This is a genomic window from Cohnella rhizosphaerae, from assembly GCF_029525575.1.
In the GTDB taxonomy this organism is placed as follows: Bacteria; Bacillota; Bacilli; order Paenibacillales; family Paenibacillaceae; genus Cohnella; species Cohnella rhizosphaerae.
In genome coordinates this window covers 555,708-580,527 of sequence record NZ_JAPDIA010000009.1, presented here as the reverse complement: position 1 = coordinate 580,527, position 24,820 = coordinate 555,708, and the positions used below count along the sequence as shown (strand labels likewise).

Genomic DNA, 24,820 nt, shown 5'->3' with positions numbered 1-24,820 from the left:
CCGTTGCGGGATTGCCCGTTCGGGCTTGATGTCGCATTCGATCGTTTCCCGGGAAATAAAGTCGGATGCCGGCGATTCGTCCATTTTCCTATATCAACACTATGTATCGTTATGTATACTAAATGTATCATAATCGATAAGGAGGATGCCCGATGCAGGACAGGGCATGGACGATGCCGCTCGACACGGTTCCGGAAATGCTGCGCAACCGCGCCCGACGATCGCCGGACGATATCGCGTTCAGCTTTCCGGGCTTCGATCAACATTATACTTGGCGGACGATCTGGGAGGAGGTCCGACGGTTGTCCGAAGGCATGCTGGCGCTCGGTATTCAGCCGGGAGACAGAGTGGCGCTGCTCATGCAGGGACGCATCGAGCTGGTGCTTCTCATCTTCGCCTCCGCCTGCATCGGGGCCGTCGCCGTACCGCTCAATACATACAGCAAAAAAGAAGAGCTGCGCGCGCTCCTCGCCGACTGCAAGCCGGCCGCCTTGCTGCTGGACAAAGAGGGCCAGCGACAATCGTACGTGACGATGGTGGCCGAGCTGCTCGCTGAAAAGGGAGGCATGCATGGCGACGAAGCCGACTGCCCCGTGCCGGCGCATTTATTCGCGCTGGCGGACCGGGCGGAGCTTCGCGCGCCGTTCCGCGCCTATGCCGAGCTGGCCGACGAAGCGTCGCAGGCCGGGCCCGACGCGTTCCGCGACGCGGCGGCCGGTCGCCACGTCCGCGACCCGCTCGTCCTCCTGTATACGTCCGGCACCTCCGGCAAACCCAAAGGCGTGCTTCGCTCCACCGCATCGTTTTTACCCGCCGCCCGCTCGCCCAAGCGGACAAGCCTCGCCTCCGCCGCGCTTATGCGCATAACGGATCGTCTGACGCGCAGACTGTGCGTCATGAGCCTGCTGCCGCTGTACCACATGGGCGGATTCGGCACGCTTTTCACCGCCTTGAAGGCGTGTTCGATCCGCATCGTCCTGCTCAGCCACTACAGCCCAAGCAGCGCCCTCGCCTTCGTCGAACGCTACAAATGCCGGGTCCTCATCGGCACGCCGTTCATGATCGAGCAGATGCTCTCGTCCGAGGCAAGGGACAAGCACGACCTGCGCTGCCTGCTCGGGCTCGTCTTCACGTCATCCGCCGTCGACCGCCGCGTGCTCGAGCGCATTACGCGCGAGCTGCATATTTACTTTTTTTATGGTCAGCTACGGCTCGACCGAAGCCGGCGCCGTCGCGAACGGCGTATGCGTGACGGATCGCAAGCCGCATCCGCTCTTGTCGCCGCTGTACGGCCTGTTCATGCAATCGCGTCTGGTGAGCGGGTTCATCCGACTGGAGCAATTCATCGCTTGCGAGCACAGTCTGGCGGGCAAAGTGGACAAAAACGTCGAGGTGGCGATCGTAGATCCGGCGACTGGCGTCCGGATGGCCGTAGGCGAACAAGGCGAGATATGCATCCGAAGCCACCGGGTCATGCGTTATGCCGGACCGTCTGGCGCGGAGGATGCGGGTCCTTCGGCGGACGGCTGGTTCCGCTCCGGCGACCTCGGCTGCCTGGACGCGAACGGCCATCTGATCGTCGCCGGGCGGATCAAACGCATCATCTCCCGGGGCGGCGAGAAAATCTCGCCGGTCGAGATCGAGCAGGCGCTGCTGAAGCTCCCCCGGCATCGAATCGGCGTTCGTCGTCGGCGTGCCGGACGACAAATACGGCGAGCAGGCGTGCGCCTGCGTCGTTCCCGGCCGCGATGCCGTCCTCCTCGCCGACAAGATCAGGCACGATCTGGGCGGCATGCTGTCCGCCTTCAAAATTCCCGCGTTTATCGTTGTCGTGCCGTACCTGCCGATGTCGCCGACGGGAAAAATCGCGGTCGCGGACGTGCGAGGGCTGGCGCTCGCGCAGCTCGAAGCGCCCGCGGAGAACAGGCGCAATGCGTAGCTACTATCCCGGCATCACGCTGTTCAAGGCGCTCGGCTGCGTGCTCGTCGTCTTTTCCCACGGGCTGATCATTCCGTTCATGGCGACGCTGGACAACCGCCAGCTGTCGTTCGCCGGCCTGTCGCTCGGCACGCTCGTGCCGGGCTTCTATTTGATCGCCGGCTTTCTCGCTTATCAAGGCTGGACCCATGCGGCGAATGCCGGGGCTTATGTGCGAAGGTATGTCTCGCGGATCGCGATCGCGTACGGGCTGTTGTGCCTGCTCAACACGGGGCGTCAGATCGCAGGCGCGATGCTGCACGGCGATACGAGCGCAAGCGGTATGCTCGCTTTGGGACAAAAGATCGCGCTCCGGATTTTTATCGAAGGCGCGTACCAGCAGCTTTGGTTCATCCCGCCGCTTATCTTCGGCTCGATCGTCTCCTATGCCCTCGTCTCGGGCGGACGCGAGCGGCTATTGATCGGTGTCGCCGCGACCGCATTCGCTGCGGCAGCGTGCCTTGCCGGCACGCCGGGCGGGCTGGTCAGAGCCGCCTGGCCCGCCTTGTTCGTCACCGAAGGCGCGCACGTGGCGGCGAAGGCGCTCGTCAACTACGGCGGCTTCGGACTCGTCTTCGTCGGTACGGGCGTGCTGCTGGCGAGGCATGAGGACGCGTTCAAACGGCTGCCCGTTCGGCCGCTGCTCGCTTTCACGGCGCTGCTGGCTGCGGCGGAGACGGCCTTTTTTATGGGAGACGGCGGACTGGAGCGAGGATTACAGACTCGCCTTTTCCACGCTGCCGGCTTCGCTGCTCATGTTCTACGGCATCTTGCGCATCCGTTGGAATGCGGTCAGACGGCATCATCGGCTGCTCAACCGGTTCAGTCTGATTACGTTTTTCGCGCACACGCTGCTGATCAAGCTTAATCTGCTCGCGCTCGGCTGGACCTACGTCGAGACGAACGTGCCGCAGGAGCTGCTCGTATCCTGCCTTGCGCTGGCGCAATGCGGCGCGCTGACCTATGCGTGGATGCGCTTGGACGTCATGTCGCTGCGCGGCAGAAGCCCGTCCGTGGAGAGCGATGAGACGACTGCGGCGCCTCGGGCAGGCTAATCTCGATCGCAGCTTCGACCGTATAGCTTCGATCGTTCTTCTAGGCATATAATAGAGGAAAACGCCTCGACGACGATCGAGCGAAGGAGTCCTCCCGGTGAACTATCAACCTTTCTCATGGACTTTGTCCGACGGGACGGTCATGGCGGCAGGCGAATGGGCGGCGGACGAGTGGGCGGCGGGCGGCGAAAATGAACGTGCCGCCTCTGCCGCGCCATCGGCCGTCGTCCTTATCGTGCACGGCATGGGCGAGCATATGGGACGCTACGAACACGTTGCGCAAATGTTCACCGATGCCGGCTACGCCGCGCTCGGATTCGACCAGCGCGGACACGGCCGGACGACCGGCAAGCGCGGCCATACGCCCAGCTACGAAGGGCTGCTCGAAGGCGTGGACCTGCTGTTCGCGGAGGCGGCCCGCCGCTATCCGGGCGTGCCCGTCATTCTGTACGGGCACAGCATGGGCGGCAACGTCGCGCTGAACTACCTGCTGCGGCGCAAGCCGGACGTGGCCGGCGCGGTCATCGGCAGCCCGTGGCTTCGGCTGGCGTTCGCGCCGCCGCAGGCGCAGGTCGTCATCGGACGGCTGGTCGAGCGGCTGTATCCCGGCTTCACGAACAAACGCCCAATGAACGCCGACCATCTGACGACCGACCCTGCGATGGTCGAACGGTATCGTACCGATCCGCTCGGCCACGGCCACATTACCGCCCGCTTCTTCTTCGGCGTGCAGCGCGCGGGGCTGTGGGCGACCCAGCACGCGGGCGAGCTTGGCGCGCCGATCCTGCTCATGCACGGGGACGACGACCGGGTCACCTCGGTCGCGGCCAGCCGGCAGTTCGCGGAACGGGCTGGCCCCCTATGCGATTACCGGGAGTGGCCGGGCTACAAGCACGAGCTGCACAACGAGCTGGCGCGCCAGCCGGTGCTGGCGGCGATGCGCGGCTGGATCGCGGAGCGGCTGACGGACGAAAAGCGAAAAACAGCCATGAAGCGCTAAGCTTTCTAGACGGGAGGGGTTTTCAGTTGGCCAACACCTTTTTCATATCCGACCACCACTTCGGACATCGCAACATCATCGACTTCGAATCCAGACCCTTCGCGGACGCGGAAGAAATGACGGAGGTCATGATCGCGCGGTGGAATGCCGTCGTCGGCAAGGATGATGCGGTGTTTCATTTGGGCGATTTTTCGTTTTTGAACATGGCGCGGACGCGGGACATCGTGGCCCGGCTGCACGGCCGCAAGACGCTCATCCTGGGCAATCACGATCGAGGAAGGTCGCGGAGCTGGTGGCTGGAAGCCGGCTTCGAGCAGGTGAGCGAGTATCCGATCGTTTACAAGGACTTCTTCTTCCTGTCGCACGAGCCGATGTACATGAACAAGCATATGCCGTACGTCAACGTCCACGGGCATATCCACGGCCAGAAGTACGAGGGGAAAAACTACTTTAACGTCTGCGTCGAGCACTGGGACTATACGCCGCTGACGTTCGAGCAGATCCGGGACGCGGTGGTCGCGAGCGAGGAGCAGGACTGAGCAGGGCCGAGCAGGACCGGGAAAGGCGATATGCGCCGCTCTTCCCGCGACGGCGCAAGCCGCTTACTTGAACCAGCCCTTCTCCCTGAACTGCTTGATCGCCTCGATCCGGTTGCTGACGTCGAGCTTGTCGAGGATGACCGAGATATAGTTGCGGACGGTGCCGTTCGACAAAAACAGCTCGCTCGCGATTTCCTTCGTGTTTTTGCCGTCGGCCATCAGACCGATGACTTCCTTTTCCCGCTCCGTGAGCGGGTTTTCTTCGTTGTACGCCTCGTCGACCAGCTCGGCGGCGTAGATGCGGCGGCCGGACATGATCGTGCGCAGCGAATCGGCCAGCTCGTCGCTCGGACTGTCCTTGAGCAGATAGCCGTGCACGCCCGCCTTGACCGCGCGCTCGAAGTAGCCCGCCCGGGCGAACGTCGTCAGAATGACGACCTTGCATCCGGAATCCTTCAGCTCCTCCGCGGCGTCCAAGCCGCTCTTGAGCGGCATCTCGATATCCATCACGCACAGGTCCGGCCGGTGAAGCTTGACGAGCCGCAGCGCTTCGACGCCGTTCTCCGCCTTGCCGACCACTTCCATGTCCGCCTCGAGATCGAGCACGGACGCGAGCGCGCCGAGCAGCAGACGCTGGTCTTCGGCGATGACGATTCGAATCATGGCTGCGTCTCCCCTTCCGCCTGAATCAGAATGTTGGGCACCTTAATGACGATCTCCGTGCCTTCCCGCGACGCGATCTCCAGCGAACCGTTCACGAACTCGAGCCTTTCCTTCATCCCGCGAATTCCGTTCCCTCTATAAAAAGGAAGGTCCGCTGCCGAGGCCGATCCCGTTGTCGCGCACGCGAATGCGCAGCTCGGACGGCGTCTGCTCGATGTCGATGGCGCAGGTCGTGGCGCCGCTGTGCTTCACGACGTTCGTCACCGCTTCCTTCAGGCACATGCTCGCCACGTTCTCGTTCAGCAACGAGGTATTCGCCAGCTTCGGATCGCCCGTTAAGGCGAACTCGATGTCCGCCGCCTTCAGAATCTGCCGCAGGCGGAAGATCTCGTCCTCGACATGCGTCCCCCGCATCTGCGTCACCAGCTCGCGCAGCTCCTTGAGCACGTTGCGGGCGGTCTGCCTAACGTCGTCGATCTCGGCTTCCGCGCGCCCCGGATTTTGCCGGATGAGCTTGGCGACCAGATCGCTCTTCAGACCGATCAACGCCAGCTTCTGCCCAAGCGTGTCGTGCAGATCCCGCGCGATGCGCTGGCGCTCCTCCAGCTTCACGAGCTCGGAGATCCGCTTGTTCGCGTCGTTGAGCTCTCCCTGGAGCAGCTCGCTTTTGTTGCGGTTGTAGGTCGTGACCGGCAGCAGGATCGCCGCGATCAGACAGACGAACACGAAGGGCGCCTGCTCGATCAGCACCGAGTTGGCGTGCATGTACCCGATGTAGACCGCCAGCAGCGTCATCGCCAGATGGATCGTGTACAAGGTGATAAAGCCGGCCTTCCGCTGGATGTTGCCGATAAAAAAAAGCGGTAAAAATAGAAAAATAGACGTAGCCGAACATCATCGTCATCGCGATCGAAAATAAAATCTGCACGGACGTCCAAAAATAAACGAGCCAGCCCTTCGAGCTGAACGACAGCAGATAACAAACAAAAAACGCGACGATCATAAAAATGCCGATCAGCGCGTGGTACATCGTCGAGGAACGGAACACGAAATAAAAAAAGGGAGGATGTAAAAGACGACCCATATATACGGGCTGAGCCCCGTGCTTCGCTGGAAGATGTGATACCACTTTTGCACGGCGCCCGCTCCTCCCTTGTTTTTCATCGTCCTCTCATTGTAGCTTAAACCGGCCGGATGCAAAAATCACTTGCCCGCCGCTCTGGCCGGCTTTTTCAATACGACGCCGGGAGCATGCATGCCGACGGAAGGCCGCTTGACTTTGCGATAGCCGACGAACGTCTTGTTCTCCTCGTCCCACAGGCGGAACCGCAGCGATTCCAGGCTGGTCGCGAGCGTCAGCGTGGCGGCGCGCTGAAGCGGGGGCGTCGCCAGATGCGCCTTCTCAAGATTATAGTTGGGCACCTTCGGATTCAGATGATGCACGTGGTGGAAGCCGATGCTGCCGGTGATCCATTGCAGAACGCGAGGCAGCTTGTAGTAAGAACTGCCTTCGACGGCCGCTTGCACGTAGCTCCATTCCGGATCGTTTTCAAAGTAAGAATCCTCGAACTGATGCTGTACGTAAAAGAGCCAGATGCCGAGCAGGCCCGACACGAAGAACACCGGTCCCTGCACGAGCACGAAAGCTTCCCAGCCCATCGCCCAGATCATGCCCGCATAAAGCGCGACGATAAGTACGTTGGTCAGGTACGTGTTGAGACGCTCCTTGCGCCGCGCGCCTTTCACGTTGAAGCGGTATTGGATCAGGAAAACGAAGATCGGGCCGAGCCCGAACATGACGAGCGGATTGCGATAAATGCGATAGGCCAGGCGCTTCCACAACGGAGCGGCCGCGTATTCGTCCACCGTGAGGATCCAGATGTCGCCGTCGCCGCGCTTGTCGAGATTGCCGCTCGTCGCGTGGTGCTTGGCGTGGCTGCTTTTCCATTGCCGATAAGGCACGAGCGTCAGCACGCCGAGGAGCGTGCCCAGGATGTCGTTCGCCCGCTTGCTCTTGAAGAACGAGCCGTGACAGCAGTCGTGGAACAATATGAACGTGCGTATGACGAATCCCGACGCGACGATCAGGATCGGAAGGGCGAGCCAATAGGATACGGAGAGGCTGGCATAACCGGCGTACCACAGCAGGAACAGCGGTCCCAGCGTGTTGATCAACTGCCGTATGCTGGATTTCGCGTCCGTTTTTTCGAAAGGAAGCATGCTTTTTTTTAAGTTCGGCGATTTCGCTTGCGTGTTTCATATATGCACCATTCCCCCTCGATGAACGCCCGGCGGGCAAGATGGCCGCGACGTTATATTCATTGTAAACGCCGGGAGGAGGGCCTATAAGTCACAAGCGTCATGACCGGATATGACAAATGTCATGCCGGCGATGCCCGACGCGCAAAAAAACGCCGGGCTTGCCGGGCTACAGCAGCTTCAATTCCGACGCGCGCTGGATCGCCTTTATCCGGCTGTTCACGCCGAGCTTGCGATAAATATTTTTCAGATGCATTTTGATCGTCTCCCGGCTGACGTTGTAGCGTTCCGCCATTTCCCGGTTGATAAGCCCTTCCCGGGCCGCCTGCAATATTCTCGTCTCCTGGACGGTAAGCAGCGCGACCGACGCGACGGCCGGGACAGCCGACTCCAAATTCAGCAGGTGCAGCAGCTGCTTGACGTATTCGAGCGAGACGGGATCAGCCGGCCGTATGAAGCCGTGCTGCCGAAGCTGCAGGTACTCCGCCAGCAGCTTCGCCAAGTCCGCGCCTCCGTCAAGAAAGCTTCGAATATAGCCCTGCGGCCGGGCCAGGTGAAGCGCGCGTTCCAGACGCGTCATGGCGCGGGCGTCGTCGCCATGACGGGCATGCGCCAGGGCGAGCAGCACGAGCAGCCTGATCTGCTCCCTGCTCCGACGGTCGCGGATCGCCCTCAGGTACATCCGCTCCAGCAGGTTCAGCGCGTCGGAGACGGCGCCCTCCGCCATGAGCGCCCTCGCGTAATGCAAGTATTCCGTGAACCGGTAATACGGCGCCTCATCGGAAGGCGCGAGGCCGCATTCGGCCAGCCAGGCAGCCGCCTCAGCCCGTTTGCCCTGCTGCAAACCCAAAAACGCCTTTGCCGCATTCAGCTTTTTCAGAAAAAGATCCTTGTCCGAAGAACGAATCAGCGGAACCGCCTGGTCGAGCACCTGCCAGGCGCCCTCGGCGTCGCCCTTGATCATCAGCAGATAAGCGTAAGAGACGGAGGAATTCACGACGATTCGCGCATACGGCTGCATCGCCTTGTCCATCCGCGCGCGGTGCAGCAGCTGCTCGGCTTCCTCCAGGCGATTCCACTCCAGCAGCAGCTCTCCGTAGGACACAAAAATATATCCCGCAAAGGGATATTCTTCTCTGGTCTTCCAACGCTCCGTCCAGAAGCTAAGGAAGCGGTCGGCTTCGTTCAGGTCGCCGAAGAAGGAGAGCAGTCCTTCGAAGTTGAAGCCTCGAAGGGCATTTCCCCCCAGCATCTGCATCGCGATGCCCTGCGGCGCATGCAAATCGAACTGCTCCAGATAAGCGGAGCTGCCCGCGGGATCTCTGCGGTAGAGCGCCTGCTCCGCGCTCATGAAAAGCACGGTCGCCGCCCAAGGCTGCCACTTGGCCTCGCCGAGCTTGCTTCGTATTCGCTCCAGCGCGACTTCGGCGAAGGAGATATCCCCCGCCTCGACATGAAGCTTGATCGACATGCACTGCAAGCCGGGATGCTCCTCCAGCGCCCACGAAGGGAGCCGGTCCAGCCAGCGCTTCAGCAGATTTCGTCTGCGTCCCCACTCCTCGACGTGCCGCTCCAGCAATCCGGCGGCTTCCCCCGAAGCGCTCGCCTTCCAGAAAATGCTCGACCGCTTCCTCGTATTGCCCTTGCGCGGCATACCAATGCGCGGCGGCGGCGTGCGCGTCTCGCCACTTGGCCGGATCCTGGCCGCGCAGCTTGCTGCTGCAAAAATTCGCCGAACAGCTGATGATAGCGAAACCAGCCATGCTCGAAGTCGAGCGGCGCAATGAGCATATTGCTGCGGTAAAGCTGCTCGAGCAGCAACTCGCTGTCCGCCAGGCCGGAGACGGCGCGACAGAGGTCGCCGTTCATTTTGGCGAGCATCGAGGTTTGAAGCAAAAACTGCCGTGCCTCGGACGGCTGCTCGGCCAGAAACTCCTCCATCAAATATCCCGCAATGTCGCGCTGCCGGCCGCCGAAGCTCTGCATGAAGCGAGCCGGATCGCCGCTCTGCCGAAGGGACTGCACCGCCAGATGAAGGCCGCCGAACCAGCCCTCGGTACGCTCGACCAGCAGCGCCAGCTCGTCCTCCCCCAGCGGAACGTTCAACCGGTCGCTCAAATACCGGACACCCTCCTGCGGCCGCAAGCGCAGATCGCCGACCTCTAGCCGACAAAGCTGTCCTTTGGCGCGCAGTCTGGCCAGCTTAAGCGGCAATGTCCCCCGGCTGGCGGCATACAGATGCGCATGATCGGGCAAGTAATCGAGCAGATAGGCGATCGTGTCGAAGATCGGCGCCAGATCGATGACCTGCAGGTCGTCCAGCAGGAGGACGAACGGCTGTCCGACCGCCTGAAGATCGCGCAGCAGCGCCAGCTCCAGCCGCTCCGTCCGATGCGCCTCCGAGGCGGCCAGATAAGCGGTCGTCGCTTCGCCGGACGAAGGGAATGCCTGACGGAGCGCCGTGACCAGATGGCTCCAGAATCGCTCCTGGTCGTTGTCCAGCCGATCCAGCGACAGCCAGGCGACCGGGTAAGGACATTGGGCGGCCCACTGGCTCAGGCAGGTCGTTTTTCCGTAACCCGAAGGGGCGATCACTGTCGTCAGCTTGCAGTGAAGGCCCTGGTTCAGACCGTCGAGGAGCGGCTGGCGCGTCAGTAGATCGCCCGGCCGCAAAGGGGGGAATCGAAAATTTGCTCATTCGCATGGCTGCAGCTCCGTGAACTTGAAATCGTGCGTCGCGAGGAGGAAATACCTCTGTCGTCTAATAATAAATGAAGGAATTGCTTTCTGTCGAAAACAAAATGTCGAACCGCGCACGGCTGCGCGGCCCGGCCCGATCGGCATCCTATTCCCCTCCCCCATTCCCCGCTCGGGGAATAGGACGATCCCCTTTACTCTCCTATAATTAGCAAGCAGTCGCCTTTTGTCGTGTTTTGGCGACGCCGCAAGGGCGGGTGCAATTATACATAAAAAGGGTGATCGTAGGGTGAAGTTTGTATCATGGAAAAAATCGATCAGGTGGCGAAGCCTGCTGTTGAAGGCGATGACGGTGCTGCTGCTCATGCCGTCCTGGGCGGCGACGGCCGGCGCGACAGGCGCGAACGACGGCGCGAATGACGGCCTTTCGGCCGCCGGCTGGTCGTCGATGGAGGCGTTCGATCGCTTTCCCGACTGGCAGATAAATAATTTCGTCAGTAAAGACGGACGCGCCTACGCGCAAGGCGTGAGCGGCTTCGTCTGGCAGTACGACGACGGACGCTGGCTGACTGTGTCCAAAGGAGGCCCCGCCGTGCGCGCGATCGCGTACGATGACGGCGTTCTTTACGGGGCGGGCGGACAACCGGGCTCGTTCCGTCTCTGGAAGCGGACCGATTCGGCGCGGACATGGATGGAGATCGCATCCTTCAATGCCTACGATGTTGCGAGCATGCATGCCTATGAGGGCAAGCTCCTGATCTCGGCCGTCGTTAACGGGGATTGGAACAGCACGCTCGTTTACGACCTTGCTCAAAATGAATGGAAACCGGCGTCGGCCTCGGGACCGGTAAATCAATTCGTCGAGCTCGGCGGTACCCTCTACGCTTCGATTAATTTAAAAGGCGAAATGGGCTTGCGCGCCCTAAATGCCTCGGACCTGACCTGGTCCGAGAAGGAGCCGCTTGACAACGGCCAAGGGAAGACGCTTCAAAGCTTCGGCGGGAAGCTGTACGCCACCAACAACAACGGCGTATACGAATGGGGAGAGGACGATAATGAATGGACGCTGATCGGGGACGTCGACGAGTTGGGCTATATCGACTTCGTATATGCCGACGACACGAAGCTCTACGCTTACTCCAGCGCTTCGTCTTCCCTCTATGCCTACGCCGAGGGACAGTGGACGCTGTTCAGCGACACGGGAGACTTTGATATCGGCTCTTTATACGCCGTGAACGGCGTATTGATGGCCCTCGCGAGAGAATCGTCCAAAGGGATAAGGTATTATGCGAACGGCGAATGGATGTCCGCGTCCAATCCCGTGGCCGCGACGGCCGAAGCGGACGGAACGATCTATACGGGCTGCGGCCAAACGGATACAGGCACGTGCCACTACGTCTACGCCTATAAAAACGGATCGTCTGCGATCGTCGAAGGGCTTCCCGATACGCAAATTTATGCGTTGGCCGTATTAAACGGCACGCTGTATGCAGGCGGGAACGAAATTTATGCGCACGCGCTGAACGATGCGAACTCAGGCTGGACGACCTTGTCGCTGCCGAGTCCTTCTCCATATTTTCAAGTGCCGTCTCTCGTCGCGATCGACGACAAGCTGTACGCCTCCATCCAGGGCTCCGGACTGTGGTGCTACAATCCCGACATCGGGTCGTGGACGATGATCTCCGAGAGCACCCCCGCGCTGCCTCTTCAAACAGACGGCGCAGCGCTGTACTTCGGCAATTACACGTTCGACTATTCTAACTTCACGGTTCGAACCCAGTTGACCAGGTATGATCCGATTGCCGAGACAGCTGTCCCGCTGGCTATGGCGCCCGTGCAGTTCAGAACCTTGCTTGCCGTCGACGGCGAGCTGTATGGGGCGGAGACGACGTCTACCGATACGATTCCGAGTCGGACGACTGGCAGCCGCTGACGAGTCTGCCCGCATCCGTTCGCGCTTTGGCAAAAGCAAATGGCAAGCTCGTCGCGGCTGCGTCTGCGAGAGGCCCCGACGGCTCCATCCAGGATGGGCTGTACGTATACGACAGCGCGGCCGGCATCTGGCAGGCAATGGCCGACGCCCCGCCGATGGTCGCCTCGCTGACCGTCATCGGCAATGCGCTGTATGCGGGAGCGGCGACAGGGCTGAAAAAGCTGCCGCTGCCGCCCGTCGGCGATCCCGAGCTGTCTGTCGCGGACGAGACCGGGACGACCTCGGTCACGCTGAGCTGGTCGGCCGTGGCGTATGCCGACAGCTACAAGATTTATAGCAGCGCGGATGACGGCGATACCTGGACGGTGTCGGCTTCGGAGGTGGCGGCGACGTCCGCCAAGGTGACCCGCCTGAAGACGAACACAGCCTACTGGTTCCGCGTGAGCGCCGTCAACGCGGCCGGCGAATCGCAGCCGGGCAGCGCGGCGCACGTGACCACGACCGGCGCGCAAGAGGTGCAGGCATCGCTTGACGCGTCGCGAACGGTCGGCGAAGGAACGGTCGCGATCGACGGCCTGGTACTCGACATCAACCGGCAGGCCGTTCCGGATACCGAGGTCAGTCTGGCTTATCGCTTCGCACAGGGGGATGCGGAATGGACCGCGATCGGCACGGCAGCGACCGACGCCGAAGGCCGCTTCCACGCTTCCTGGCGCGTGCCTTCCGTGCAAGCGTCGACCGAAGTGCTCGTGAAGGCGACCACCGACGACGTCTCGTCCGCCGATCTGCCGCTGCAGATCGCGCCGGCGCCGCAAGTCGGCACCGCCTCTCTGCCGGCTGCGAAGACCGGCGAGTCGTACGCGGTGACGCTTGCCGGTACAGGCGGCTACGCGCCATACGCCTGGCGCATCGCGGCAGGCGCGCTGCCCGCAGGGCTGACGCTGGACGGCGCGACCGGCGTCATCGGCGGTACGCCGACCGCGTCGGGCTCGTCCGAATTCACGGTCGCGTTGACCGATGCGGACGGCTTCTCGGCGGAGCGGTCGATGGCGCTGACCGTCGATGCGCCGCCATCGCCATCCCCATCGCCTTCGCCGTCGCCTTCCCCGTCTCCATCGTCGGGCGGGACGACACGGCAGCCGACTGCGCCGACGACCTCAAGCAACGGCAAGCTCACGCTGCCGGCTGCGACGGAAGGTCAGGTCAGCCTCGGCGAAGAAGCGGCGATCCGCATTCCGGCCAACGCCTCGGACCGGGAGCTGAGCATTACGATTACGCGGCTGACGGCCTCGGACAGTCCGAACCCGGACGGTCGGACATTTGCCAGCGCGACGTACGAGATTCAGAAAAATTTCGTCTCGAACTTCCTAAGTCCGATCACGCTCACGCTCGCCTTCGATCCGTCGAAGCTCGCAGCGGGCAGCAAGCCTGCGGTCTATTACTTCGATGAAACGAAAAAAACCTGGGTGCTCGTTCCGGGCGGCACGGTGGCCGGCAACCGGATCACGGTGCAGGTAGACCATTTTACGAAATTCGCCGTACTCGCCGAGCGCGAGAATGAAACGCCGGTCGTACCTGCGGGTGCCGGGACCGTGTTCGGCGACGTCGCCGGACACTGGGCGGAGGCCGCGATCGCGAAGGCGGCAGCGGCCGGGATCGTCAAAGGCTACGCGGACGGCTCCTTCCAGCCGAACCGGAGCGTGACGCGCGCCGAATTCGCCGTCATGCTGGCGAACGCGCTGAAGCTCGATGCCTCCGCCGCGCCGCTGACATTCGCCGACAAGGACAAGATCGGCGCGTGGGCGCAGCAGGCTGTCGGACAGATGGCGGCCGCCGGTCTGGTCAACGGTTATACGGACGGCTCCTTCCGCCCGAACCAGCCGATCACGCGCGCAGAGATGGCCGTCATGCTCGCGAAGGCGCTGGGCGACGCTTCCGCAGCGGCGTCGGCGTCGACCGGGTACGACGATGACCAAGCCATTCCGGCATGGGCCAAAAGCGCGGCTGCCGCGCTTCGCGAGCGGGGCATCATGAAGGGCAAGGCACTGAATCGCTTTGCGCCGAGCGACTCGGCAACGCGCGCGGAGACCGTCGCGGCGGTGCTCGGCCTGCTGGCGCAGCGCCAATAAGAAAAGCAGCTTCTGAAAGCCAAGCCCGCGGGCTTGGCTTTTTCTTTGACGACAGCACCCGCCTTTTCCGCTACCACTGCCCGAGCAGCACCCGTTCCAGCGGCCCGAATACCGCTTCGATCCAGACCGACATTTGAAACCATTGTTTGATCGCAAACAAAAATTCGCTCAGCAAAAACAGAAAAGACATCGAGCCGAAGATGATATAATAGGTGCGCTTTTTCCGCTTGCTGCGATGGATATACCGCCACTCGGCGACGGCGACCGACGCATACACGATCAGGATCGCGATCACTCGGACGACGCCTCCTTCTCTTGGCCCCAATTTCGACGGATCGTGTCGACGAGGTAATAAACGACCGGGATCAGCTCGGAGATCCAGAATACGGTCAGCAAGCCGCCCCCCATCATGCTCCTGAACTGCGTGTTGGACTTGACGATCGCCAGCGACCCGACCGCGATGAATACGGTGATCGGGAACACAAACGGCTTCGTATCCGTCAAACGGAACGAACGCGCCAGGATGAGCGAGATGACAAATACAATAAAGCCGAGCTTGACGAAGATGCTGATCAGCCACAGCGCGATCAGCGCGGGGTCCAGCGTCTCCAGAAAGGAACCGCTCCGCATGAAGCGGAGCAGCTCCAGCTCGGGATAATTGAGATTGGAGCTCAGCTCCGGCCCGAAGATGAGCAGCAAAGGAACGATATGAACCAGCACGACGGCCGCCGCGACCGACATCGACGCGAAGAGCGAGCGGAAGGTTTTACCCGGCGAAGACAGGTACGGAAAAATAAGCAGCGCAAACGACATCTCCCCCGAACACCGAGGACGTATAGTACGCGGAAGACCAAGCCTCCCGCACGCTAAAATAAGTCGCAATGCCCCGAATGGAAAACCAATTGAAATTTTCGCTAACCAGGATCGGAATCAGTAAAAACGAAAGCAGGCTGAAAAAGAACAGACCTTCGGCCGCCCTGAAAACCGACTTGACGCCAAAACGGACGGTATAGGCGATGCAAAGCCCGCAGAGCGCGGCGATCGCCCAAGGCGGCGTGCTGACTAGGTAAAACTGGATCATCACGTCCTGCAGCTCCCAAAAATTAATGATCGCAATCAACAAATTCGACACCGCGATGAACAGCAGCAGCGGATAGTGCAGCCAACGTCCGACGATCTCCTGACCGTATTCGATAAAGAAGCGGTCGGGTCGTCGCAAGCCCAGCTTGAAGGCGAAATAGGAAAACGCAAGTCCGAGCAAGGCGCCGCACAGCACGCCGAGAGGCGCGTTGTAGCCGCTGGACTGCAGCATGATTCCCACCATGAAGGCGATCATCGTAGAAAACAGATGCAGCGCAAACAGCTTGAACAGCTGACTTTGCGTCACGGATTGAAGTTCCACGCCTGATCGCCCCCTTTTTCTCTCTCCCCCCGTGTCCGGGATTCATGAATCCGGTGCGGAAGGAATCCGTCGATGAGCCGACCCTTCTCAGCGAGATGACGGATTCGACCCGGATACGCAGGCGATTTTGGTAGTACGCTCGCCATTCGCCTTTGAGCTTGCCCCAATCCTTCGGATATTGAACGGATATATAGCGTCCGAAATTAAATGCGTCCGCTCCCGCCGCCTGGGTTTTGGCGATTACGGACGATAGCGACGCATCCGCGATTTTTTTTAATCTCCTTTTCAAGCCGAGCGATATTTTCCTGCTTGCTCAGGTCGATGTCGGAGTCCGAAGCGATGATGCCCGCGTTGGAATAGGAGCGAATGACGATGCCCAGCCCGTCCCTGTCTTTAAACGGCCGAATCTGCGTTCTCAGTGAAGAGGTATAAAATCCGATCGCCTTGCCGTCCGTCGGGGATGGCACGCTGTAGATGTACTCCCTGAGCTGCCCCGCCGCCGCGCGAACCGACGAAGTCTCTTCGGGCGAAAAAACGGGCGGGATCATTTTTCCCTCGCGAAGGATCGCCGCGCCTCCCGTGCCGACATTCTCGGTCATGTCCGACTTCACGGAAGGCTCCATCGCCTGGAATCTCAGTATGGGGAGAAATCCGTCTCCGCCGTTCGCCTTGGAGAACATTAAATCCTTGACCGTGGTATTTAAAATCTGATGGTTGCGGACATAGCCATTCAATACCGAAATGAAAAATCGTTCAAACGTAGTGGACGTTTCCGACACTTTGTTTCGCGCGATCCCTTCGACGAGAAACAAGCTTGTATTCAGCTTTAAAAACGGATTTCGGGAAATAAATTCAATCAGCGGCCCGATGCCCCTCTGCGCGAAGCGGCTCCCCATGATGATGCTGTGGGTCTGGCCGAAGGCGACTTTGCGGGGAATGTCTCCCTGAATTTTTTGCAGCGCCTCTTCGACGGTGCGGCCGCTGCGGGTGACATAAGCGACGGGACGTTGGCTGCCGCCTCCGGTTCCCCCCGTCTGCCCGGGAATCAACCGATTCGTCAAGGGAATGCCGAGCGTCAGCTCGACTTCGTCATTTTTCGAATCCAGGATCATGACGCTCACAAATGCGCGGTTGTTAAGCTCGGTCGCCGACCAACAGCCGGCAAGGAAGACGATGGCGGCGGCTAAACCGGTCATTTTCCACAGCCGGAGCAATGCCTTCAATCTTCTCCCTCCCCGCTGCTTTGCGCCCAAGCGCGCGTTCCGCCCTTTTGTCTGGTCCGATTCGCTTCGATCGCCGTCGTCGGCCGCTTCCGCATCTTCCACCACGGCGTCCGTATGAACGTATCCTTGAGCGCATTCGCGATCTGGGGGGGTCAATGGAGACAGATACGGCATGCCGAAGGATTCAAGATTGAGCATATGGACATAGATCAAGATCATGCCGCATGCGATGCCGAAAATGCCGAACGCGCCGGCAAGCAGCATCATCGGGAACCGAAGCAACCGAAAAGAAAGGCCCAGGTCGAAATTCGGAATAATGAACGAAGCGATGCCCGTCAACGACACGATAATGACCATCGCCGCGGACACGATGCCTGCCTGAACGGCCGCCGTGCCGATGATGAGCGCGCCGATAATCGAGACGGCCTGACCGATCGACTTGGGAATGCGAACCGATGCCTCCCGCAGCGCCTCGAACGCTACCTCCATCATCAAAGCCTCCATCAGCGCCGGGAAGGGCACGATCTCCCGCGACGAAGAGACGGAGATGAGCAGGTCAAAGGGAATCATCTCCGGATGAAACGTCGTAATCGCAATATAGAACGAGGGCAGCAGGAGCGAGGTCAGCAAAAAAAACGAAGCGAATCCAGCGAATCCACGAAGCCGCGATATAAGGCTGGTAGTAGTCCTCTGCGGATTGAAGCATCATAAAAAAAATTGACGGGCGCCAGCAGCGCGATCGGCGTGTTGTCCACGACCACCGCCAGTCTGCCCTCCAGCAGGGACGCGGCCACCGTATCGGGGCGCTCCGTGTACTGCAGCTGCGGAAAGGGCGAGGACGGGTTGTCCTCGATCGATTCCTCGATATAGTTCGAGCCCAGCACGCCGTCCATGTCGATGCAGGCGATTCTTCGCTTCATTTCCCGTACCAGCGCCTCCGGACAGACATGGTCCAGATAAACGAGGATGACGGCGGTCTTTGTGTCGCGCCCGAGCACGAGCTGCTCCGTTTTAAGATGGCTTGCTGCGAATACGGCGCCGCAGCAGCGTCAGGTTCGTATCCAGACTTTCGACGAAGGCTTCCCGCGGCCCCCGTATGACCGATTCGTTCGGCGCCTCCTCCACCGCTCGTTTCTCGAACCTCGAATACGGAAGGCCCAGCATCCGAAGATCGCCTTCGATCAACAGCACGCCGAAGCCTTGCACAATCCAATTGACGCTCTCGGCCGGATCGGTCAGCGCCTTGCTGCCCGCCATCGGCACCCGTCGCTCCGAGAACAGCCGTTCCGTCTCGTCCCCGCCCTCCCCCGCGAGAGGCCATCAGCGGCTTCAGCAAGTGCTCTTCCACATCGCGGTAATCGAACATTTCGCGAATATAAATCAGCGCGCATTCAACGCCCGACCCCAGGGTGAAGCTGTAAAACACCACGTCCGAACAGCCGGCAAAACGAGACTTGAACCAGTCCAGTCTCGGCTCCAGCCGCAGCGTCTCCGGGCAATCGCCGCCTTCGTCCGGCGTGTCCGGCAAAGCTATCGTTTTCGCGCGCACAGAGTCGCCCCCTTCCGCGGTTGCCATCATTTGCTTATCCTTGTCCGCCAGGAAGGAAAATATTCGGATTCAGAGAGCGAAGCCAGAAGGCTAACGACCCGGCAGGCAAACAAGCCGGCAACGAAAAAAAAGCCTGCCGGCGAAGACGCGGACAGACTCGAAAACGAAAGCGGGATTGGCGATTCAAGATGCAATTATCGGCAGTTATCGAGCAATTATCGAGAATCTGGCTCCACCTGCAGCTGCTTGTAAATCCGACCTTTCTCTGCATACTCCCTCACGATTCGCCGCATGTCGGCCTCGTCCGCTTCGTTCGTCGCGCGGAGCGGCTTCGCCGGCGAACCGACGACCAGCGTGCGGGGCGGTATCACCTTGCCGGGCGGCACCAATGCGCCGGCGCCGACCATCGCGCCCTCTCCGACCTCCGCGCCGTCCAGCACAATCGCGCCCATCCCGATCATCGCGCCGCGCCTCACGATGCAGCTGTGCAGAACCGCATTGTGCCCGACGATCACCTCGTCTTCAATAATCAGCGGTTTGCCCGGGCTCTGATGCAGCGTCGAATTATCCTGAATGCTCGTCCGCTCGCCGATGACGGTCGGCGCGACATCCCCCCGGATCACGGCATTAAACCAGATGGTCGAGTCCTTGCCGATCTTCACGTCCCCCCGTCACGACGCTGCCCGCTGCCAGGAATACAGTCTCATGAATGCTCGGCCGTTTGCCGCCGAAGGGTTGTACGGTTGCCATGGTATTGCCTCCTATGAATACGAATCGTTGAACGCAGCTTGCACGATGGCATCGACGCGTCAGCGCTCCCGCTCAGTTCTCACGCTGCGTACCTATGCAAGCGGACAGCAACGACTTTTCGAACCGGACATTCAGCAGATGCTGCCGCCGCTCGCACTCCACCGCATGCACCGCCTGTACGATCTCCTCAATCGTCGTCATCGAATATTTTGCGCCATGATGATATGTAAAGTCCAGCATCGCCTCCAGGTAGGTTTCGCAGGTCGCGATCTCGGCACTTAATTGCGCTGCTTTACGGGCAAGCTGTTCGTAGCGGGCTGTTAGTTCGGTCATATTCAAGACCCCATTTTCTTTCTATTGTTTGTCTACTTTAGAAAGGGAAATTATTGAGTTATTTAGCTCAATGGTACTTAATTACGTACCATTTTGCAAGTTTTATCATGTTACGCTTTTGCGTAATCATTTCACAAAAAAAGTAGGGGTGCCTCTTGGCTAAAAAAGTAGTGCTGATGATCCAGGAACTACTGCACCAATACAATATAAGTTTACGTGAGCTGTCTAGAATAACTGACATTCGTCATGCCGCTTTAAGTGAGTTGGCCAACCATAAGAGACAGAATGTTAATTTCGGGCATATAGAAAGAATTGCTGAGGCGTTAAAAATAGAGGATATTCGGGAAATTATTGATCTTAGGGATGTGGAAGAAGATTAAGATTTATTCGAATGGATCATGAAGTTCGCCTAATAAAACGGAGCGAGAGAAGTTTTAGCGATATTTAAAAATAGAAGAAGAATAACGTTAATCAAGTTATCCTTAATCCGATTACTGCATTGATAAAAACCACATGGACTTATTATGCTCGCATGTGGCCTTTAAGATAATTGTTCGTTATTCGTTAAGCTTGTTTTCGGAAACAAAATCATCAAGCAATTGATAAAATGCATCAAATGCTGCATCATCACTACTTGAATGGAAAGTGATGATATCTGCCCAGCTATGTGTAATCTCGATTTTGAATCGCTTTTGGATGTATTCTTGAAATTGCGGGAGAAAGAAATAGTTCTGCTCCACATTCACTTCGTTGTGGTAAGCTACATAACCATTTAGATACGCCTGAAGAAAGAATAGTGATGTTTTTCCAATATACAAACCAGGCCTCTTTTTCATCTGTTGAATTTTATTGTACAGTAGATCCATGCCTTTCTCTCCTCGCTGTATGAAAATCCATTTGAACTAATAGCTTCTGTTCCATCCGTATAGCTATCACTGACAATAAACCCTGATTTATTGTATTTTATCGATAATTGTTCACCCTATAAACATTTTTGACGATTTCATATCTTTTCAGATTTAAATTTTTTTACATTTTAATACTTATTTAGAATTTAGAAACTACCTTACTGTATTCAACTTTGATTTCGCTGTTTACCAGGACCTCCCCACCTTCCAGCTCCTCCAGCTCCTCCAACTCCTCCAACTCCTCCAACTCCTCCAACTCCTCCAGCTTCGTCTATTTTCGCTCAAAGGTAAGCGTCAGGAACAGGTCTTCGCAAGCGAAGTTCGCTTCCACCATCGTCTCTAACGCTTCCCCACTCGGGTCCAGATTTGGAACTTTCTTCCTCAGAGGCCGGTTGGTCACGTTTAGTTAGGCGATCTTTTAGCAGACGGTTCTTCTCCGGGTTAGTACGCAAGCCATAGCACTTCACTCCCAGACGATCATGGTCATTGCATATAACTGGAGCATACGAGGAAATTTAGAACATTTTTACTGGGGATAACAAAGTCATAAGGAAGGGATATAGCGGCGTTACAGCTTTTCTAATTGATGCTTAGACGCATCAAGGACATCGGACAGGTTATTCGGTTAGTAAGGCAAAAAGAAGCCCCCAACGTCGACATCTGAACGCTCAGCGTCCGTGTTCGCATTTGGGGGCAGAAAAGGGTTTCAATTCGTTTTAGTGCTAATATAGAAGCCATATAAAAATGATTCTTTCAGGTTAAAGAGTCCCGAGAGAGAAAGAAACCTGTAATCGCGACCAGATTAGCCAAAAAAAGAAACCTTGAAAGCTTTAAGCCAAGCAAGATTGAAATTGAGCATGCCTTATGACTTATTCGGCAACTTTTCTATCAATGAATTCTAATGCTTCATTTAATGAATCAAAAGCTACATCATGACCGCTGAAATCAACCTCTTCAACAAATCGTCCAACAGAAACTCCTACACCTTCATTAGGTACAATTTCAACTTCAAAGAAGTGAGTATTACCGTCGTTCATTCTGACCCAGGTAGCTATGCCATATTGTTCAAAGTAAATATTCCAACTTGAAAATCGCTCATTAAATATCCTTTTAATCTCATCCATTTTTATCAACCACCTGCCCCAGGTTTTGTAAGAACTAAAGCTCCTTGCGTCTTATCCGCATTTTTTGCAAAGATTTTGATTGTACCATCTGCAGTAATTTCAATGAAGTTTCCACTAGTCACTGCTCTAATACTGCCATCAGACATTCTAGCCGTTTTATCCGGTCTTGGAGCGTACATTCTTCCTTGATATGCAAGTCCTGGATGGTCGACTTTTGCAACGCCGCTATACGCATCCTCAACTTCAGTCATGATCTTGTCAAGTTGTGCTAGTGCTTCATCTGCTGATTTTGCGGAGGGAGCATCTAAAAGTCTTTGATTGAAAATTTTTATTCTCTCTCCTTTTGAGAGGACTTGAATCGAAACCTTGACTTCCTTACTTCCTGTAATGGCTGCCTTAACCCACTTCGCGCCATTCCAAACGTATCCTGCTCCCTTAACAATAATGTATTCGCCTCCTGCAACAGGCGGATAGGCTAATGCTGCTTCATTCGATACATACCAGACAGCTTCTGCTGCATCCTTAAAATCACCCCACATGGTATTGCCGACATCCGCTGCGGTCTCTTTGATATTTGACCAACTAAATGCTTTAGAGTAAGCCTTAGCATACGTCATCAAACTTTTATTCCCAGTTGGGTCAAAATAAATCAACGGATTATTCTCAACATACGTAAAGAGGTTAAGCGTCAGCGGATTATTAAACTGCCCCTCATACGTATCCTAGTTTATAAACCACACACCTCTTCCTGTTAAAATTCAGTATATCAACTCACTTGTTTTTCTGGGATAGCGGGCATCTGATTTACGCTCTTATGTTTCAAGATATGATAGACAACGTTGACCAGCTTGCGCATTATACAGACGATGGCTTGCCGCTTGGACTTTCCTTCGGTGATTTTCTGTTCATAGTAATGCAGTAAGTAGGCGTTGCGAGGTTGCATTGTCTTCTTGGCTACAACCAATTGGCGTACCGCTAGTTGCTTAAACAAATCATGCAGTACCCGATTTCCTTGTTTGCTCTTATAGTTCTTCGTCTTGCCTCCTGTACCGTACATGACCGGAGCGATTCCCGCGAAACGAGCCAGCTTCTCGGCACTTGCGAACCGCTCCACATCCCCGATCTCGGCTAAGAAGCAAGCTGCTGTCACTCGATCAATGCCCGGTAGGCTGTCGAGTGTACAACCTCCGTCTCGGAGCAGAACCCCTAACTCTGCTTCCAGCTTTGTCATTTCATCCGCGCTGGCGCGTAGACTTCTAACGAGGGATTGCACAATCAAGTCTCGCTGATCCTGGTATTCGCGTTTGGTACAGCCGACTTCGGCGACGAACTGTAGGATTTGCCTTGCCTTCGCAAGAGACAGAAAGTGGTTGCTCTCGTGCTTCAGAAAGTCTGCTAACTCCGATTCGCTGACATTCTCCAAGCAACGTGGAGAAGGGTATTTCGACCAAAATGCCAGTGCCGTCTTTCCATCTACCTCCGAGAAGAACGCCCTGTAGCTCGGGTAGTGATAGCTAAGCTGCTGATGAAGTCTTCGGACATTGCCGGAATAATGCGCAGCTTCCCCCCGCTCTCACTTTAACAATCTGACCGATGGCCCAATATTGGTCCAACGGATTCGCATCCGGCAAGCTGTCCCATTCGTCCCGAACGACCCGCGCCACGCATTCGGCGTCCCAACTATCGTGTTTCTCGACCGTTGTACGTGTCTTTCGCTTGTCGCTGCTGAGTGTCGGGTTTACTTCCTTGACATTTTGACCGTTCTCCCGCAGGAAAACAGCCAACGAACGCCCGAACCCGCCGACATCCTCAAGTCCGTAAACTGGCGTTTGTCCTCGCTTGGTATGTCGTTTAACTGCCTTGACCAGCTCCGGGAATGCCGAAGGACGATTGTCTACCGTCACTTCACCGAGCTTAACGTTCCAACAGTCGATGATCACCGCGACATGCTGCCGTTTATGGAGGTCAACGCCGACATAGATATGCTTCGTTGGTTTGGTTTTCAAACTGCGCCACTCCCTTACATATATTCAGGCGGCCAGCGTGAAGGCTTGCATCCTCAGTTCGAGCGGACGTGATCGCCGCAAAGATACGTAAGCAAATGCCTCCACGCTCGCCGACTGACCTAACATAAAAGATTTCAAGTCGAATATTTAAGTGGCATTGAACCTTTTTTTCAATTCTTCTGCAATCTGTTCGACAGCAGGGCCTTCTCAAACCGAACATGGAGCAGATGCTGACGGCGATCACTTTCTAACGCGAATACGGCGTTCAGAATGTCCTCGATCATCGTCATTTGGAATCGGTCACCTTGTTTGTGCGTGTAGCGGAGCATCCCATCTACGTAGGCTTCAATCGTTTCAAGTTCCTCTATTGGCTTGTCTTCCTTCTCGACAAGGCTGTTGTACCAGGCGTTCAAGTCTTCTATGCCGACCGCCCTCCTATATGATCGCGGTGTAGCGACCCGGAGCCGTGACTTCGCCGTATGAATAAATCCCTTTGTAGAAGTCCTCACGGTCGAATATGCGTTTGATCTGCACCTTAGTGAACGACTTGCCTTGCGTCGTCTTGTAACCATCATAGTTGAGCTGCTTAGCGAACTCTGACAGCGGCCAATGCGGGAACAGTTCTTTCAGTTCAAACAACCGATGAACGATAATGGCACAGTCCCAATCAATTTGAAAAGCCTTCTGCCCCTTCGCAGCGCGGTATCCAAACGGAACGCCACCACCCGCATAGCCACCTTGTTGGGCTTTCTTCTTCCGTCCTCGGCTCAGCTTCAAGGCTATCTCGAGTCGTTGATACTGGTCTAACAACTCCAACATGCCATTGACCAGAAAGTCGTTAGGGTCATGAGCGTTGATGCTGTAGTTTGGTTGCTCAATGGCGGTTACATCCACATTATGGCGTTTCAGTTCCCGTTGAATGAGCACCTTAGCCATATCCGAACGCCACAGCCGTGACGTGTTCAGGACGACGATTGCAGATACATTCCCGCCCCTCAGATCGGCAAGCATCTCCTGCAAGCCTTCACGTTCAACAGTCAGTCCTTCTTCATCGACCGCCGCGCCGCTGATGCCTTTGTCCTCGTAGATATTCAGCAGATCCATGTCGTTCTGATGACAGTACCGCTCGATCTCCTCCACTTGGTAGGTCAAGCTGTAACCTTCCTTCGCCTGTCCATACGTGGATACTCGTACGTAGCCGACGACCTTCTCCCTCAAAAAAATCCCCTCCCGTTACATGGACTTTAGTTCCTTTAACGCTCGCCCCGTTTT

At 57.3% G+C, this 24,820-nt stretch carries 24 protein-coding genes and 6 pseudogenes; 9 read left to right on the top strand and 21 right to left on the bottom strand.

Annotated elements, in window-relative coordinates; genetic code table 11:
• Positions 1-152: 152 nt before the first annotated feature.
• The 6 genes and pseudogenes from OMP40_RS42865 to OMP40_RS36860 all read left to right on the top strand — a co-directional run.
• Positions 153-1,190, top strand: a pseudogene (locus OMP40_RS42865) (class I adenylate-forming enzyme family protein); the annotation flags it as partial.
• Between the two features lie 7 nt (positions 1,191-1,197).
• Entirely contained in the window at positions 1,198-2,007 is an 810-nt protein-coding gene (locus tag OMP40_RS43260) for a hypothetical protein (RefSeq protein ID WP_459076934.1), read from the top strand.
• A complete protein-coding gene (locus OMP40_RS42850) occupies positions 1,932-2,846 on the top strand; it encodes an acyltransferase family protein (RefSeq protein WP_420872137.1) in 915 nt (304 codons plus the stop codon). Before OMP40_RS43260 ends, OMP40_RS42850 begins: the two co-directional genes overlap by 76 nt.
• A complete protein-coding gene (locus OMP40_RS36870; protein ID WP_277539002.1) occupies positions 2,734-3,033 on the top strand; it encodes a hypothetical protein in 300 nt (99 codons plus the stop codon). Before OMP40_RS42850 ends, OMP40_RS36870 begins: the two co-directional genes overlap by 113 nt.
• Positions 3,034-3,130: 97 nt before the next feature.
• Complete coding sequence (locus OMP40_RS36865; protein ID WP_277539000.1) at positions 3,131-4,033, top strand: alpha/beta hydrolase; 903 nt, start codon at positions 3,131-3,133, stop codon at positions 4,031-4,033.
• A gap of 26 nt (positions 4,034-4,059) precedes the next feature.
• A complete protein-coding gene (locus OMP40_RS36860) occupies positions 4,060-4,572 on the top strand; it encodes a phosphoesterase (RefSeq protein WP_277538999.1) in 513 nt (170 codons plus the stop codon).
• 63 nt (positions 4,573-4,635) lie between these two features.
• Here OMP40_RS36860 and OMP40_RS36855 read toward each other — a convergent pair whose 3' ends face one another.
• From OMP40_RS36855 to OMP40_RS36835, 5 genes and pseudogenes are all read right to left on the bottom strand, one after another.
• Positions 4,636-5,235 (bottom strand): response regulator transcription factor, encoded by a 600-nt coding sequence (locus tag OMP40_RS36855; protein WP_277538996.1) that lies wholly within the window; start codon positions 5,233-5,235, stop codon positions 4,636-4,638.
• Positions 5,232-6,372 (bottom strand): annotated as a pseudogene (locus tag OMP40_RS36850) (sensor histidine kinase). Before OMP40_RS36850 ends, OMP40_RS36855 begins: the two are co-directional and overlap by 4 nt.
• Positions 6,373-6,438: 66 nt before the next feature.
• Positions 6,439-7,455 carry a Delta(5) desaturase DesA gene (gene desA / locus OMP40_RS36845; protein ID WP_277538994.1) on the bottom strand — a complete coding sequence of 339 codons (1,017 nt, stop codon included), beginning with the start codon at positions 7,453-7,455 and terminating at the stop codon, positions 6,439-6,441.
• 208 nt (positions 7,456-7,663) lie between these two features.
• Positions 7,664-9,073: a LuxR C-terminal-related transcriptional regulator gene (locus tag OMP40_RS36840; RefSeq protein ID WP_277538991.1), complete on the bottom strand. Its 1,410-nt coding sequence runs from the start codon at positions 9,071-9,073 to the stop codon at positions 7,664-7,666.
• Entirely contained in the window at positions 9,025-10,167 is a 1,143-nt protein-coding gene (locus OMP40_RS36835) for a MalT transcriptional regulator family protein (RefSeq protein WP_277538989.1), read from the bottom strand. Before OMP40_RS36835 ends, OMP40_RS36840 begins: the two co-directional genes overlap by 49 nt.
• A gap of 313 nt (positions 10,168-10,480) precedes the next feature.
• Between OMP40_RS36835 and OMP40_RS36830 the strand changes: the two genes are divergently transcribed.
• Positions 10,481-12,124 carry a Kelch repeat-containing protein gene (locus tag OMP40_RS36830; RefSeq protein WP_277538987.1) on the top strand — a complete coding sequence of 548 codons (1,644 nt, stop codon included), beginning with the start codon at positions 10,481-10,483 and terminating at the stop codon, positions 12,122-12,124.
• 26 nt (positions 12,125-12,150) lie between these two features.
• Positions 12,151-14,253 carry an S-layer homology domain-containing protein gene (locus OMP40_RS36825; protein ID WP_277538985.1) on the top strand — a complete coding sequence of 701 codons (2,103 nt, stop codon included), beginning with the start codon at positions 12,151-12,153 and terminating at the stop codon, positions 14,251-14,253.
• Positions 14,254-14,323: 70 nt separating this feature from the next.
• Here the strand turns inward: OMP40_RS36825 and OMP40_RS36820 are convergent, their stop codons facing one another.
• The 10 genes and pseudogenes from OMP40_RS36820 to OMP40_RS36780 form a co-directional block, all read right to left on the bottom strand.
• Positions 14,324-14,548 carry a hypothetical protein gene (locus tag OMP40_RS36820; RefSeq protein WP_277538983.1) on the bottom strand — a complete coding sequence of 75 codons (225 nt, stop codon included), beginning with the start codon at positions 14,546-14,548 and terminating at the stop codon, positions 14,324-14,326.
• Entirely contained in the window at positions 14,545-15,066 is a 522-nt protein-coding gene (locus OMP40_RS36815) for a GerAB/ArcD/ProY family transporter (protein ID WP_277538981.1), read from the bottom strand. The genes OMP40_RS36820 and OMP40_RS36815 overlap by 4 nt, the downstream gene beginning before the upstream one ends.
• The gene (locus OMP40_RS36810) at positions 15,020-15,655 is read right to left on the bottom strand and encodes a GerAB/ArcD/ProY family transporter (protein WP_277538980.1); all 636 of its coding nucleotides are present in this window, start codon (positions 15,653-15,655) and stop codon (positions 15,020-15,022) included. Before OMP40_RS36810 ends, OMP40_RS36815 begins: the two co-directional genes overlap by 47 nt.
• Before the next feature lie 136 nt (positions 15,656-15,791).
• Positions 15,792-15,896, bottom strand: a pseudogene (locus tag OMP40_RS42845) (Ger(x)C family spore germination C-terminal domain-containing protein); the annotation flags it as partial.
• A complete protein-coding gene (locus OMP40_RS36805) occupies positions 15,859-17,508 on the bottom strand; it encodes a spore germination protein (protein ID WP_338131377.1) in 1,650 nt (549 codons plus the stop codon). The pseudogene OMP40_RS42845 and the gene OMP40_RS36805, both read right to left, overlap by 38 nt.
• Positions 17,435-17,587: a hypothetical protein gene (locus OMP40_RS36800; RefSeq protein WP_338131376.1), complete on the bottom strand. Its 153-nt coding sequence runs from the start codon at positions 17,585-17,587 to the stop codon at positions 17,435-17,437. Before OMP40_RS36800 ends, OMP40_RS36805 begins: the two co-directional genes overlap by 74 nt.
• Positions 17,588-17,663: 76 nt before the next feature.
• Positions 17,664-17,876: pseudogene (locus tag OMP40_RS36795) on the bottom strand (spore germination protein); the annotation flags it as partial.
• Between the two features lie 13 nt (positions 17,877-17,889).
• Positions 17,890-18,135, bottom strand: a complete 246-nt coding sequence (locus OMP40_RS36790) for a spore germination protein (protein ID WP_277538979.1) — start codon at positions 18,133-18,135, stop codon at positions 17,890-17,892.
• A gap of 507 nt (positions 18,136-18,642) precedes the next feature.
• Positions 18,643-19,177: pseudogene (locus tag OMP40_RS36785) on the bottom strand (gamma carbonic anhydrase).
• 72 nt (positions 19,178-19,249) lie between these two features.
• Positions 19,250-19,516 carry a hypothetical protein gene (locus OMP40_RS36780; protein WP_277538977.1) on the bottom strand — a complete coding sequence of 89 codons (267 nt, stop codon included), beginning with the start codon at positions 19,514-19,516 and terminating at the stop codon, positions 19,250-19,252.
• A 149-nt stretch (positions 19,517-19,665) separates the two neighbouring features.
• On the opposite strand from OMP40_RS36780, the gene OMP40_RS36775 reads away from it, so the two are divergent.
• Positions 19,666-19,890, top strand: coding sequence for a helix-turn-helix domain-containing protein (locus OMP40_RS36775; protein ID WP_277538975.1), 225 nt, complete (start codon positions 19,666-19,668; stop codon positions 19,888-19,890).
• A 177-nt stretch (positions 19,891-20,067) separates the two neighbouring features.
• Here the strand turns inward: OMP40_RS36775 and OMP40_RS36770 are convergent, their stop codons facing one another.
• From OMP40_RS36770 to OMP40_RS36745, 6 genes and pseudogenes are all read right to left on the bottom strand, one after another.
• On the bottom strand, positions 20,068-20,376 hold the full coding sequence (locus OMP40_RS36770) for a hypothetical protein (RefSeq protein ID WP_277538973.1): 309 nt from the start codon (positions 20,374-20,376) through the stop codon (positions 20,068-20,070).
• A gap of 911 nt (positions 20,377-21,287) precedes the next feature.
• Positions 21,288-21,542: a hypothetical protein gene (locus tag OMP40_RS36765; protein WP_277538971.1), complete on the bottom strand. Its 255-nt coding sequence runs from the start codon at positions 21,540-21,542 to the stop codon at positions 21,288-21,290.
• A 5-nt stretch (positions 21,543-21,547) separates the two neighbouring features.
• On the bottom strand, positions 21,548-22,195 hold the full coding sequence (locus tag OMP40_RS36760; RefSeq protein ID WP_277538969.1) for a hypothetical protein: 648 nt from the start codon (positions 22,193-22,195) through the stop codon (positions 21,548-21,550).
• A 113-nt stretch (positions 22,196-22,308) separates the two neighbouring features.
• Positions 22,309-23,548 (bottom strand): annotated as a pseudogene (locus OMP40_RS36755) (IS110 family RNA-guided transposase).
• Positions 23,549-23,718: 170 nt separating this feature from the next.
• Complete coding sequence (locus OMP40_RS36750; protein WP_277538967.1) at positions 23,719-23,961, bottom strand: hypothetical protein; 243 nt, start codon at positions 23,959-23,961, stop codon at positions 23,719-23,721.
• A 22-nt stretch (positions 23,962-23,983) separates the two neighbouring features.
• The gene (locus OMP40_RS36745) at positions 23,984-24,766 is read right to left on the bottom strand and encodes a recombinase family protein (protein WP_277538965.1); all 783 of its coding nucleotides are present in this window, start codon (positions 24,764-24,766) and stop codon (positions 23,984-23,986) included.
• Between the last annotated feature and the right edge of the window lie 54 nt (positions 24,767-24,820).

Coding starts and splice junctions, on each gene's coding strand:
- OMP40_RS36870 (WP_277539002.1), top strand. CDS start 2,734: ATGTTCTACGGCATCTTGCGCATCCGTTGGAATGCGGTCAGACGGCAT.
- OMP40_RS36790 (WP_277538979.1), bottom strand. CDS start 18,135: ATGGCGGGCAGCAAGGCGCTGACCGATCCGGCCGAGAGCGTCAATTGG.
- OMP40_RS36855 (WP_277538996.1), bottom strand. CDS start 5,235: ATGATTCGAATCGTCATCGCCGAAGACCAGCGTCTGCTGCTCGGCGCG.
- OMP40_RS42850 (WP_420872137.1), top strand. CDS start 1,932: ATGCGTAGCTACTATCCCGGCATCACGCTGTTCAAGGCGCTCGGCTGC.
- desA (WP_277538994.1), bottom strand. CDS start 7,455: ATGCTTCCTTTCGAAAAAACGGACGCGAAATCCAGCATACGGCAGTTG.
- OMP40_RS36800 (WP_338131376.1), bottom strand. CDS start 17,587: ATGATGCTTCAATCCGCAGAGGACTACTACCAGCCTTATATCGCGGCT.
- OMP40_RS43260 (WP_459076934.1), top strand. CDS start 1,198: ATGGTCAGCTACGGCTCGACCGAAGCCGGCGCCGTCGCGAACGGCGTA.
- OMP40_RS36765 (WP_277538971.1), bottom strand. CDS start 21,542: ATGGATGAGATTAAAAGGATATTTAATGAGCGATTTTCAAGTTGGAAT.
- OMP40_RS36770 (WP_277538973.1), bottom strand. CDS start 20,376: ATGGATCTACTGTACAATAAAATTCAACAGATGAAAAAGAGGCCTGGT.
- OMP40_RS36815 (WP_277538981.1), bottom strand. CDS start 15,066: ATGTCGTTTGCGCTGCTTATTTTTCCGTACCTGTCTTCGCCGGGTAAA.